The sequence below is a fragment of the Dechloromonas sp. ARDL1 genome, assembly GCF_051122455.1.
Classification (GTDB): domain Bacteria; phylum Pseudomonadota; class Gammaproteobacteria; order Burkholderiales; family Rhodocyclaceae; genus Azonexus.
Window position 1 is genome coordinate 2,869,891 of record NZ_CP168939.1, and the last position, 11,957, is coordinate 2,881,847.

The 11,957-nt window shown below is 52.2% G+C and carries 10 protein-coding genes and 1 pseudogene; 8 read left to right on the top strand and 3 right to left on the bottom strand.

The annotated features are described in order from the left end of the window. Positions 1-54 precede the first annotated feature (54 nt). The gene (locus AB6Q56_RS14150) at positions 55-468 is read left to right on the top strand and encodes a helix-turn-helix domain-containing protein (protein WP_434513755.1); all 414 of its coding nucleotides are present in this window, start codon (positions 55-57) and stop codon (positions 466-468) included. Between the two features lie 421 nt (positions 469-889). Here the strand turns inward: AB6Q56_RS14150 and istB are convergent, their stop codons facing one another. Further along, positions 890-1,690: an IS21-like element helper ATPase IstB gene (istB, locus tag AB6Q56_RS14155; protein WP_434517117.1), complete on the bottom strand. Its 801-nt coding sequence runs from the start codon at positions 1,688-1,690 to the stop codon at positions 890-892. Beyond that, positions 1,680-3,176 (bottom strand): IS21 family transposase, encoded by a 1,497-nt coding sequence (istA, locus tag AB6Q56_RS14160; protein ID WP_434517118.1) that lies wholly within the window; start codon positions 3,174-3,176, stop codon positions 1,680-1,682. The genes istB and istA overlap by 11 nt, the downstream gene beginning before the upstream one ends. Before the next feature lie 471 nt (positions 3,177-3,647). On the opposite strand from istA, the gene AB6Q56_RS14165 reads away from it, so the two are divergent. From AB6Q56_RS14165 to AB6Q56_RS14195, 7 genes and pseudogenes are all read left to right on the top strand, one after another. Next, positions 3,648-5,096 carry a tyrosine-type recombinase/integrase gene (locus AB6Q56_RS14165; RefSeq protein ID WP_295005382.1) on the top strand — a complete coding sequence of 483 codons (1,449 nt, stop codon included), beginning with the start codon at positions 3,648-3,650 and terminating at the stop codon, positions 5,094-5,096. 185 nt (positions 5,097-5,281) lie between these two features. Then, complete coding sequence (locus AB6Q56_RS14170) at positions 5,282-6,169, top strand: hypothetical protein (protein WP_434513756.1); 888 nt, start codon at positions 5,282-5,284, stop codon at positions 6,167-6,169. A 3-nt stretch (positions 6,170-6,172) separates the two neighbouring features. After that, positions 6,173-6,674: pseudogene (locus tag AB6Q56_RS14175) on the top strand (IS66 family transposase); the annotation flags it as partial. Positions 6,675-6,840: 166 nt separating this feature from the next. After that, positions 6,841-7,083 carry a hypothetical protein gene (locus AB6Q56_RS14180; RefSeq protein ID WP_295005386.1) on the top strand — a complete coding sequence of 81 codons (243 nt, stop codon included), beginning with the start codon at positions 6,841-6,843 and terminating at the stop codon, positions 7,081-7,083. A gap of 247 nt (positions 7,084-7,330) precedes the next feature. Beyond that, positions 7,331-8,887 carry a DUF3987 domain-containing protein gene (locus AB6Q56_RS14185; protein WP_295005388.1) on the top strand — a complete coding sequence of 519 codons (1,557 nt, stop codon included), beginning with the start codon at positions 7,331-7,333 and terminating at the stop codon, positions 8,885-8,887. A 280-nt stretch (positions 8,888-9,167) separates the two neighbouring features. Further along, the gene (locus AB6Q56_RS14190; protein ID WP_295005390.1) at positions 9,168-10,259 is read left to right on the top strand and encodes an inovirus-type Gp2 protein; all 1,092 of its coding nucleotides are present in this window, start codon (positions 9,168-9,170) and stop codon (positions 10,257-10,259) included. A 459-nt stretch (positions 10,260-10,718) separates the two neighbouring features. Then, a complete protein-coding gene (locus tag AB6Q56_RS14195) occupies positions 10,719-11,375 on the top strand; it encodes a YagK/YfjJ domain-containing protein (RefSeq protein WP_295005392.1) in 657 nt (218 codons plus the stop codon). 290 nt (positions 11,376-11,665) lie between these two features. On the opposite strand, the gene AB6Q56_RS14200 is transcribed toward AB6Q56_RS14195, so the two are convergent. Beyond that, positions 11,666-11,917: a pentapeptide MXKDX repeat protein gene (locus AB6Q56_RS14200; protein WP_295005394.1), complete on the bottom strand. Its 252-nt coding sequence runs from the start codon at positions 11,915-11,917 to the stop codon at positions 11,666-11,668. Positions 11,918-11,957: the final 40 nt, after the last annotated feature.

The window sequence follows — 11,957 nt, forward strand, 5'->3', positions numbered from 1 at the left end:
GGATAATTCGGCCGGCCACGCCGTCCGCCGCTAACAACCTCTGCTGTCTCCAAAATGATCCCCGCTACTTTGTTTGGCGGGCACCACTTTCTCTCTGTTTCAAACTATTCGCCAGACGGCCATGAAAGGACGCTTACTAACCACTGCGACGATGCCATCCTGAAAGTGCAAGAGTGGATTGAGGCCAATTACGCCCTAGATCTCACCATCGAAAGCATGGGGCGCGAGGTGGGCATGACTGAACGAACACTCAAACGTCGCTTTCGTTTGGCCACGCGTCTTTCGCCTAACGTTTACTTGCAAAAAGTCCGGATCGACAAAGCAAAAAAACTACTCCTGGCAACTGACTTATCCATCAAGGCAATCGCCTATGAGGTCGGATATGAGAATGTCAGTTTCTTCGTGAAAATTTTTAAGACTCACGTTGGGCAAACCCCAGCTTTGTGGCGAAAATCTGGGGTGGTATAGAGAAGTCATGTCCGGAATTTTGCTTAAAGCCGACATTGCCAACAACATCAATGAATGACCGATTTGGCCGACGAGCCGCCAGTTAGACTCTGCTGGATTTAGATCGATAACGCTCTACCCAGCTCTGACCAGATATCGACCAGACAACAAAAAAGCCAACCGGTCTCGGTTGGCTTTTTCTCTTGCAGATCAACGACCTGCCTGAATTCGATGTGGAGCGGGCGAAGGGAATCGAATGTCGGCGCGCGTTTAAATTTGACCACCTGTGCGCGTTGAATTTTGACCAGGTGTGATAGCCACCTGACATAGGTGGGCTTGTGGATAAGTGTAGCTCAGAACAACTGATTTCCGAGCCACGACGAATGCGTTGGGAAAGCCGTGGAGGACGGAGTCCGGAACGGATTTCCCAACGCGGCCTCGATCAGAACGGATCTGCTTCGGGTGGATTTCCCCGCTTGCTCTGCTCCCGCGCCTTGATCCTCGACTTGGCCGTTGCCGTGCTGTGCCGGAAGCGAAACGACTCATTCCCGGTCTCGACGATATGGCAGTGATGCGTCAGCCGGTCGAGCAAGGCAGTGGTCATCTTGGCATCGCCAAAGACGCTCGGCCATTCGGCGAAGGTCAGATTGGTCGTGATCATCACACTGGTGTGCTCGTAGAGTTTCGACAGCAAGTGGAACAGCAAGGCGCCACCGGCCTGACTGAACGGCAAATAGCCCAACTCATCGAGGATGACCAGATCCATGCGCAGCAGCCCCAAGGCAATCCGCCCGGCTTTGCCAGCAGCCTTCTCCTGTTCCAGCGCATTGACCAGATCAACCGTCGAGAAGAAACGCACCCGCTTGCTGTGATGGGTAATGCCCGAGACACCCAGCGCCGTCGCGAGGTGGGTCTTGCCAGTGCCCGTGCCACCAATGAACACGACGTTCTGGGCTTCCTCGGCAAAGGAGAGGTCGGCCAGTTGCCGGATCAGCTTCTGATCCACCTTCGATTGTTCGAAGTCGAATCCGGCCAGATCACGATGTACCGGGAAGCGGGCCGCATGCATCTGATAGCCAATCGAACGCATCACTCGATCAGTATGCTCGGCTTGCAGTAGATGTTCGATCAGCCAACGTGAGGCTTCGACACGGCTGCTACCGTTGGCTGTCAGCTCCTCCCAGGCACCGGCCATGCCGTGCAAACGCAGTTCCTTGAACTCGCTCATCAGCTCACGCATGATCAGTCACCTCGGTACGCAAGCGGTCATAGCGGCCGGTATCGGCAATCGGTACTTCGCTGAGGGTGAGTGGCGTTTCCACCGGTGGCGGCATGGGACCCGACTTCAGGCGGTTGAGCATGTTCTCGATGTGCTCGGCACTGGGTAGGCCGGACTCCAGCACCAGATCGACGGCAACCAGCACCGCTTCCAGATCAAACTGCGAAATTGCCGATAGCACTTTGGCCATCACCCGATCACCACCTTCCCGGCGCAGGAGCAAGCTGCGTAATCGTTGCAATGGCTCCGGCATGTCGGCAAACGGCGCGCCATTTCTCAAGGCCCCTGGCTTGCGTTCGATCAGCGGGATGTAGTGCTGCCAGTCGTAGAGGGTTTGCTGCCGACTGAAGTTGCGGGGATGACTGGCCACCCGAGTATCGTGCGCCACAATGTCGATCCGTTCCGGATAAAGACGCAGGCTGACGGCTTGGCCCACCAGTTCGCACGGTACCGAGTAGCGGTTGCGATCCAGCGTCACCAGGCAGGTGCTCGATACCTTGCCCAAGGTTTCGACGTAGCCATCGAAGGATGCGACCATCGGCATCAGGCTCGGTTGTTCGTGTTCGAGCATCTCGGCCACTGTCAGGTCAGCGTACTCGGGATGACGCAATTCCTGCCACAGCCCCCGGCAGCGCTCGAGCAGCCAGACGTTCAGTTCGGTGAATGAACTGAATCGCTCCTTGCCGGCATCCTGCCAGAGACGGAGCCGACTATCCTGGACGTTCTTCTCGACGACGCCTTTCTCCCAGCCGCTGGCGACATTGCAGAAATCCGGATCAAACAGGTAGTGGGAGGCCATCGCCGAGAAGCGCGAATTGACGATGCGGGATTTGCCTTTCTGCACCTTATCCACGGCCGTCTTCATATTGTCGTAGATGCCGCGCCGGGGAATGCCACCCAGCGCCGCAAACGAGCGGGTATGGGCATCGAACAGCATCTCGTGACCTTGCGTCGGATAGGCTTGAACGACAAAGGCCCGACTGGCGCAGAGTTTCAGATGTGAGGCGAGAATCTTGCGCCAGACCCCGCCAATGACCAGATGCTCTTCGCTCCAGTCGAACTGGAAGGCTTCGCCCAACTCGAAGTGGAGCGGAACGAAGGCTTTACTGACGGCTGCACCGCCATCGGCCCGCCAGCGCCGGATGAATTCGGTGACCCGGCAGTAGGTACCGGTGAATCCGGCGGCCTGCAATTCGCCAAACAGTTTCAGTGCTGTGCGCCGATCCCGTTTCGGACGGCGGGCATCCGCCTCCAGTGCCTTGATCAGGCGCGCCGCATACGGGGCAATCTTGATGTTCGGGTTCTGCCGTTCGTACTTCGGCTCCGCCCCTTCCGGTGTCCGTAACCAACGTTTGACGGTGTTCCGGCTATACCCCGTCTTCCGCGAAATCTCGGACAGCGATAGGCCATCCCGATAAAACAACCGCCGAATCCTTCCCAGATCCTTCATGGTGATCATCTCCTAAAATCCTGCTCAAAAAATGAGCGGACGAGTTAATCACCCTGGTCAATTTTCAGCGCGCACACCCCCACTTTTCTGGTCAGTTTTCAACGAGCGTCAACAATCGAACCCTCTTCGCGCCTTGCTGGAACTGGACCCTGCTGGATCGTGCCAGCCCTGGCCAGAACCAGAAATTCACCAGAAAGAAAAACGGCCAACCCGCTTGGGTTGGCCGTTTCCTTGTATCTGTTGGTGGTGATGGGCAGAATCGAACTGCCGACCTATGGGTTATGAATCCGACGAAGCGCGCCTAATCGACAAAATTGATATACGTTGATTTTCATGTGTACTCACGCACAAAGGCTCACCAAATATAGGTTTCTAGCCGAATTCATGGCGATTAACCCTATGGTCAAACATTGATTAAAGTTGATTGGCGTCCTAGAATTTGAGTACACAATGAGTACACGAGGCGCCGGCATGGGCAAAATCAACCTGACCGCAGGACGAATTGAGTCCTTCAAATCCGAAGGTGAAACTCAGGCCTTTTTATGGGACTCACAGGTCAATGGACTAGCTGTTCGAGCAGCACCGCGAGGACGAAAAAGCTACATCCTTCAGGCTCGGTTTAACGGCAAGGTAATGCGTCTCACGATTGGCGATGTCACCGCCTGGGCAATCGAAGAAGCACGCGACAAGGATGGCAACCTTGTTGTTCCCGGCGCCCGTCAAGAAGCCCGGCGCCTGCAAGCTCTCATTGACCAGGGCATTGACCCTCGGCAGCACAAGGCCGGGAAGATTGCCGAAGCTGAGATAAAGCTCGCTGAAGAAGAGGCAAAGCGAGAAGAATCCCAACGAATGGAAGCTCTGGCACTCGATGCGTGGAACGTCTATATCGAGGCAAGAAAGAGTAAGTGGAGCGCCAACCACCTTGCAGACCATGAGAATGTCGCCAAGGAAGGTGGCCAGAAACGCACTCGGGGGCGTCGCCCTGGGGAGCCGGAACTAACACAGCCAGGAGCGCTGCGCCCGCTGCTGCTCAAGCCGCTTGCTGCAATTGATGCTGACACCGTGCGGGAATGGCTTCAAGGCGAATCCATAAGACGCCCCACCCATGCACGGCTTGCATTTGGCCTGCTGCGCGCCTTCCTGAACTGGTGCAGCGACCAAAAGGAATGCCGGGACATGGTCCACGCTGACGCCTGCGCACCGCGCATTGCCAAAGACCAGCTACCGAAAAAAGCAGCAAAGGATGACTGCCTGCAACGCGAACAGCTTCCAGAATGGTTCAAGCAGGTCCGCAGCATCAAGAATCCGGTCATCGCAACGTATCTGCAAATGGCACTCCTGACAGGCGCCCGCCGTGAAGAAATTGCCGGGCTGAGATGGACAGATATCGACTTTCAGTGGAACACAGTACGGATGCACGACAAGGTGGACGGCGAACGTGCCATTCCACTGACACCTTACGTCAAGGCACTGCTGAAGAGGCTGAAAGTGGTCAATGACACCCCGCCCCCGAAGCATCGCATCATCAACGGGAAGAAAATAGAGAACGACCTAAGCGGCTGGAAGCCGCCGCAATGGGTATTCGCCAGCAAGACAGCCAAATCTGGACGCCTTCAAGAGCCGCGGATACAGCATACAAAAGCCTGTGCTGTTGCCAGCATCAAAGGACTGACCATCCATGGCTTAAGGCGCAGCTTCGGCACCCTGGCCGAGTGGGTAGAGTGCCCAGTCGGCATCGTGGCGCAGATCCAGGGCCACAAGCCAAGTGCAACAGCGGAGAAGCATTACCGCGTTCGCCCCATCGATCTGCTTCGGATGTGGCACACGAAAATCGAGCAATGGATCCTGAACGAGGCCGGAATCAAGCCACCAATGGAAAGTGATGCCCCATCCCTTTCGCGCCGCTCGGTTGCAACTTAACCCCACCCCGGCAAAAGGCAAATTTATTAACGAATGCTCTGCGAAACAAGGCCGAACGAAATTTACTCTTCCTGTAGATCGTGGGATTCTTAAACTAGGCATTCGGCATGGCAACGTCACTCACAGCCGAATGAAATTCCAATAGAATAATTTACAAGCTTTATGCGCAACTGAAATGAAAAAACATGCATGAACCGGCTAGTGCGAAAGAAATTCTAGAATTCATTTTTGCCTGCAAAAGACGAGATGAACTTCTACTTGATTATCTACAACGCGAGGAGTGGACACCTGCGATCGGATCGATGATCGTTTGTGGCGTTCGCCCACCTCCAGGCAAATGCAATACGATTCCAGACACAGGTTTCGGAATAGATGGCCTCGAACTCGCCAATCACTCAACTCGCCTAAAAAACGCCCGCAACCTACTCGCAAATTGGCGTGAAGAATACGAGGAAAATGATTACCCTCATCGAGGTGAAGTTTCACCTCATGCATTCATCGAATGGTGTTTCGATTGTGGCTATATCACTGACTGGGTCCGACTAATTGGAAGCCTATATGAGGAAAATATCGAGCCAAAAATCTCGATAGCTCATGGCGGAATTTCTGATATTGAGCGCCTCACAATTCTCCCGCGCTCATTGATGTCCGCACTCATTGAGACGGCCCAATCGCCCCCAGTTCTCAAACATAGCCTGCGTGAAGCCGTCGCACCCAGTGAGGCGATGTCGATAGCCTCGCCCCCCTCGAACCCAAAACCGGATTATGGAACAAAAAATCACAAGCGAGTCTTATCAAAAAAGAAGCCGATCACACGTGTGATCGAGTTGGCAATCGAAAACGCAAAAGACCCAAACAACACAGAAAGTATCTGGCTTGCTCTGGTCCAACTGGCCAAATCCACTCCCCGGCCAGAACCGCTAATCGGATATGTTCACGGCGAAGGCATTAAGTGGATTAATGAAGAAAAAAGTGATGACGATGTCCAATATTTGACGAAATCACTATTTGAACGACGCCTAGAAACAAATCTAGGGTTCACCATCGCAAAGAAGGCCACAAAGGGCGATTAATGCCAGATTACCCAGCAGGCGCTGGTCTATATCCAGAAGCTCTACCGGCTTGAACGGGAAGTCGCCGGTCTGGAACCCGACGAACGGCGACGAATACGCTAGGAAGAAGCCAAGCCGATTCTGGATGAATTCCACGATTGGCTGACCCGGCACCGATTGCAGGTGCCCACGGATCATCGACGGCACCAAAGCGATCGATTACAGCCTCAAGCGCTGGACGGCACTCGCCCATTACGTCGGCGAAGGTCAGGTGCACATCGACAACAACTGGATCGAGAACCGCATTCGGCCAGTAGCTACAGGCCGATAGAACTATCTATTCGCCGGCGGCCTGCGTGCCGGGAAGCGGGCGGCCGCCATCATGAGCTTATTCCAGTCCGCCAAGCTCAACGGACACGCCCCCTTCCTCTACCTGAAGAACATCCTGTCTCGGTTACCAACTCAGCCCAATAGTCGGATCGGCGAACTGCTCCCGCATCGATGGCTTCCCGAATCCGCCGCCTGAATCAGAAATCAACCTGTATTCGCCGGGTGCTTACGAAGAACCAACTCCGCCACAACCGGACATACTTTTTTACGGTTCTTAATTTTTTTGCGTTTTTTCCCGTGCCTTTGGCCACGGATAGCATTGCTTTACGATCCGCTCCAGTGATCTGCGATGAAATATATGTATGGCTGACAAGCAATTTATCGCTCACGACGCAGATGTTCTCACCTTTGCAGGAGCAACCATGAAATATCCCTCCCCCTGTCGCGATGATCCAGTTGAACCCTACGGGACGACTGCTGAATTTGCGGCAAAAAACTTAGTTAAACCGCAGACCGTTCGCAAGCAACTCTGTCAGACAGGAAGTTATTTCGGCACCAAGCCCAAAAAACTAGTAAATGGGCGCTTATCTTGGCCTCTTGGCTGACCGCACAGCAAAACACTTTGCATAGCAAAGTCCTATTTTAAGGAGGATAGAAAACGATAGAACCTATTCGGCAAAAAACAATATCGAAATCGAAACATTAAAGAAAGGAGAAACTCAGTAAAACTGTTTTACCCATAGGCATAACGCGATCTAGGGCCCGGATCCACACATGCCAGCACTTCCGAAATCGAATCCACGCTGTGGATCGAAGTATTTGCATCATCCTTTTTTATAGGGTTCAACTTTTATGAACACAAACGAACTGCCATCGGCTGCATTTGTTTGCAACCACTCTCCGAATTTCAACGCTTCAAGCGCATTGGCAAGCGATTTAGCAATAACCCCTCGCCAAAGCCCATTCCCCATTTACTGCCTGCCAGCTGTTTCTCAAGGATCTGCCTGGGAACTGATCAACAACGTTGGCATCCCTCCGGAAATGGCTGCCACAACGCTTTTATCTTGCATGGCGGCATCTGTTCAAGGTTCCTTTGACGTAGAGCCAGTCCCTGGCATGCGTGTACCGCTGTCCTTGATGACGTTGATCGTCGCTCCTAGCGGGAGCGGAAAAACTGTTGTTGAAAATCGACTTACTGCCGGCATCAAAAAATTTGAAGGCGAAATGCGCGAGAAATACGATCGCGACTGGGTTCAGTACCAGTCCGCCATGGACGCCCATACGGCCGAGCGCAAAGCCATTTTGGGTCTACTGAAGGAACAAACCAAAGCCGGCAAGGACACTGAGTACGTGCGCCAACAGCTCTCCGAGCTCGATAGCAATTCCCCCCCCGTGCCCAAACTGGCCAAAATCATTTCCAAGAACACGACCTTGGCCGGAATTGAAGATAGCGCTTCATTAAATTGGCCGAACATTTTTGTGTCTCAGGATGAAGCAGCTCATTTTCTTGAAAAGCGCTTCGAGGATCTGATCAGCATTGCCAACTCAACTTGGTCCGGTTCGCCCATCTCCGTCGATACCAACAAGCGGAAGCTTTTTGTCAAAGAGCCTCGAATCACATGGCATCTTCAGGTGCAACCGAAAGCGTTCGAGCGATTCATGAGGAAGGCGGGCATCAGGTTCCTGGATGAGGGATTATTGCCACGGACTCAGTTCACCTATGTCGAGCCCAGTCAGTACCAGCCGGGAACATTGGTCAATCAGCAGTGGGCTGCAACGGATGTATTCAACGAACTCTGCTACGAGCATCTGCTGGCAAGCGTGAGCGAAACAGGTATACCCGTTGCAAAAAATGTACTCAAGCTCGATGCACAGGCGCACGCCTTGTTGGACCAGGAGCGTCAGCGCATCAACTCGATGAAATCCCCTGGTGGCCCACTCTTTTACCAACAGGAGTTGTGCGCCAAAGCCTCTGATACGATTATTCGAATCAGCGCCATCAACCACGTCTTCAACAACGGCGTGGGTGACATTCCCGCTCAATGCGTGATGAACGCAATCGAAATTTTCACGTGGTTCGCAAACGAGCAAATCCGTGTGTTCACCCCGGCGCCCAAACCTCCTCAAGAATGGTGCGATGCCAATCTGTTACTGCGCTGGCTCGCAAATTTCGTACGTACGCACAACCAGCTCTGCATTCAGAAGAATCACCTGCTGAAGCAAGGTCCTCGCGCAACCCGTAGCTCAGCACGTCTCAATGCCGCATTGCTGCTGTTGTGGCAACAGGGGATCCTTCAAGAACACGTTCCGGAAGGATCAAAGGCCACATTCATTCTCTTGCACCCGAATGCGTTTCAGCCATACCAAATCGCTCAGCTCCTCAACCAGAACCTCGCTTTTCCAAGTTAAGAGGTGAAACAGGTGGCTACAGCGGCGACAGTCGCCGCTGTAGCCATGCGTTGGGGCAAGACTGTGCTCAATTATGAGCCCGCTAATAAATGCTCGCCGATTGAAAAATTATTTTTCGATCCCTCCTTTGAGGGAAAGCGGAACGTTGTCGAGCAAGCCTTCGAATCCAAGTCGTAAGTGACGGAGGGGCGTCCAACCCCGCAGACCACACCGCCGAGGGTCACAAATGTTCACGAGGCCCCGAGATTCTCATCAACTGCTATTTTTCCAAGGAATTGTAATGATCAAGATTGATATTGATACGTTGTCTACGTGGGGGCATGAGTACGTCAAATCCACGGCATTTTCGGTAAAGAATGACACGCAATGTGTGTTGCAAGCCACGCGTGACACCGAGGCGGCTCATCATCTATTTGGAACTCATCGAGTTGTACTTGAGATGGTGAACTCAACCAAGCCGCCATTTACCGTTCAAGTATCGAAAAATGGCGAAGAGGAAGCTCACATGGACTCAGTGGGGGAGTTGGTTTTTGGTTTGCTGAATTGTCTTGATCGCGGAGAGTTTTCAGAATCTTTTCCGCTGCATGAACTCAACCCGGCTTTTGTGCGCTTGTTCGAGATGATCGATGAACGCCGGTTGATCGACAAAGTCACGTCGCTAACGTGGCCTCTTGATACCGAATCAAAGCACTCGCTGGTCACCGAACTGAACAGCTTTGTTTATGACTACCGGGAAGCGTTTCACAGTGAAGCGTTTGAGGAGCGCATGAACACCTACCTGGCACGCTCTACTGAAATGGAGCACGGATTACTCAGCCTCATTGACGACGCCTTTCAGCGTACCTCACAGGTCATGGCAATTCGCATAGACCTTGGGTACAAACACCCAGAGTCAGTGCCCGATGGCCAAGGATTCGTGGATCTCGAGGAGGCGATAGCACATCGAGATGTGTTGCTGATGGCATTGAGAAACGTCTTCGATGAATCCCTCGTCTCGTGTGCCTGGAAACTCGAGCACTGCCGTGAGAAGGGTTACGGCCACCATGTGCTGTTCCTTCTCGATGGGTGCAAAGTTTCAGACGATGTTGCAACAGGGGCTGTAATCGGCGATGCATGGGATGTTGCTGTGACCAAAGGTGCAGGCAACCACCTCTGCTATAACGCGCACAAGCAAATCTCCAATGCGCATTCCCTTGGTGTGATTTCGCGCCGCCACACCAAAGTCATTCGCTCATTCAAGGAGCAAGTCGTGATTTCCATGGCGAGGGTAGAGTATTTTATGCAGATTCACTCAGGGTTGGCTGATCAGGCATTTGGCGTGGTGCGTTTTGAGCCAATCGATAAAGGCTGCTCTGGACAATTGACTAACTAGGTCGGCGTCCTTATTTTCGATTTGCCATATTTCATGATTGCGGATCTCCCCCCCAGCCTGGAGATCCGCCTTTCAATTGTTCGAGAGGCACCAACTCCGCACTTGGCAGGGGAAAGCATGCCCTCCATCACTCCGCATCATTTGCCACAACTCAGTATGTGCCTAAGAAATTCAAAGCACCTGGAGATTCGGGAGGTGAATTTCTGTATACGAACCATTGTGGGGATAAAAAAATAGGCGCCTATTTAGGTTAATTAATATTATTATTAATATATACATTTAAATAACCTGTCACAATATCCAACACCGAATTAACCTCATATTATTCATATCCACCATAATCTTTCAGCGATATTGAGAAATCAACTTCCGGCCAACGTGTTTCAAGAGAGCGTAATTTTTTAATGATCCGTATACATAGTTTGGCAATTACGCCAAACAACATTCCGGATAATTAAAATGAACGAATCAAGAAACAGCCAGCGCATGATGGATAGCACCGCGACTTATATCGACGATCTTTTCGATATCTATTCAAAAATGGATTTCATACGCCTGGATCTGAGTTACACCAAGGAACATGCCAGAGAGGCATCGCTGGAGGATATTAATCAGGATCTGACGCACTTACTCAACAATAGACGGACCAAGCCTTCTATTTTCAAGAATATGGTTGGCCACATTTTTAAAAAAGAATTTACCGAAGACAAAGGTCCGCACATTCACAGCCTTTTTATATTTGACGGACAAAAGGTTCGTAAAGACGAATTTATAGGGGAAAAGATCGGCAAATACTGGAAAAACGAGATTACCGACGGAAAAGGCATCTACTACAACTGCAACCGAGAGAAAGACAAATACGCATTCTGCGCGCTGGGCACGATCGATCACACGGATGATGCTAAGCGGACAGTCCTGAAGGAGAAGGCCATTGCCTACCTTTGCAAAGAGGAGCAGAGCGTTGGCCCAATCAAGCAGTCTGGAAATGAGCGCTCATTTACTCGAGGGATCGCTCCTCGAAAAAAGAGCAATGCTGGAAGGCCTCGACTCTCTGAAATGCATGCTACTGAAGACGGATCTCAGGAGGAACACAACGATGATTCAGACTTCCAGTAATCTGAGCACTGAGTGACTGGCAAAAACAATAGTACTTGGCCTCATCATGGAGGCCAAGTCTTTGAATGCTGAAATCACAGCCCGGATGTTGGACAAAGCGGCCAATTTTTACAGCCTTCTGCGGTTTAGAGTTCGATCTGGGCCATCGTATGTGCCGGACGTTGCCGGCTACAGGTAGCTGCATCAAAGGCCAGCGCTGCAATTTTTGAAATTGACTGATCATGATGCGACTCATGCAGAAGCGCAACTGGGCCGGGCAAATGTCGCATTTGCCCGGCCCGCCGTCAGCCTTACTTCTTCATTTCGTCCTTGGCCATGCCATCCTTGGCCATGCCGTCCTTCTTCATCGCGTCTTTCTTCATGGCATCTTTCTTCATGCCGTCCTTGGCCATCGAATCCTTGGCCATCCCGTCCTTCTTCATTTCGTCCTTGGCCATGTGGTCCTTGGCCATTGCATCCTTCTTCATCATCTCGTCGGCAAAGGCGCTGCCGACGGAAAGCATCAAGCAGGAGGACATCAGGACTGCGGCGATCTTTTTCATGGTATTTACCTCTTTGAAGAGTGTTGCTTGGCGAAAATGC

Excerpts from the sequence above, each read along its gene's own strand:
- AB6Q56_RS14165 (WP_295005382.1), top strand. The coding sequence starts at position 3,648 with ATGGGCAAAATCAACCTGACCGCAGGACGAATTGAGTCCTTCAAATCC.
- AB6Q56_RS14170 (WP_434513756.1), top strand. The coding sequence starts at position 5,282 with ATGCATGAACCGGCTAGTGCGAAAGAAATTCTAGAATTCATTTTTGCC.
- AB6Q56_RS14190 (WP_295005390.1), top strand. The coding sequence starts at position 9,168 with ATGATCAAGATTGATATTGATACGTTGTCTACGTGGGGGCATGAGTAC.
- AB6Q56_RS14150 (WP_434513755.1), top strand. The coding sequence starts at position 55 with ATGATCCCCGCTACTTTGTTTGGCGGGCACCACTTTCTCTCTGTTTCA.
- istA (WP_434517118.1), bottom strand. The coding sequence starts at position 3,176 with ATGAAGGATCTGGGAAGGATTCGGCGGTTGTTTTATCGGGATGGCCTA.
- AB6Q56_RS14195 (WP_295005392.1), top strand. The coding sequence starts at position 10,719 with ATGAACGAATCAAGAAACAGCCAGCGCATGATGGATAGCACCGCGACT.
- AB6Q56_RS14180 (WP_295005386.1), top strand. The coding sequence starts at position 6,841 with ATGGCTGACAAGCAATTTATCGCTCACGACGCAGATGTTCTCACCTTT.
- AB6Q56_RS14185 (WP_295005388.1), top strand. The coding sequence starts at position 7,331 with ATGAACACAAACGAACTGCCATCGGCTGCATTTGTTTGCAACCACTCT.
- AB6Q56_RS14200 (WP_295005394.1), bottom strand. The coding sequence starts at position 11,917 with ATGAAAAAGATCGCCGCAGTCCTGATGTCCTCCTGCTTGATGCTTTCC.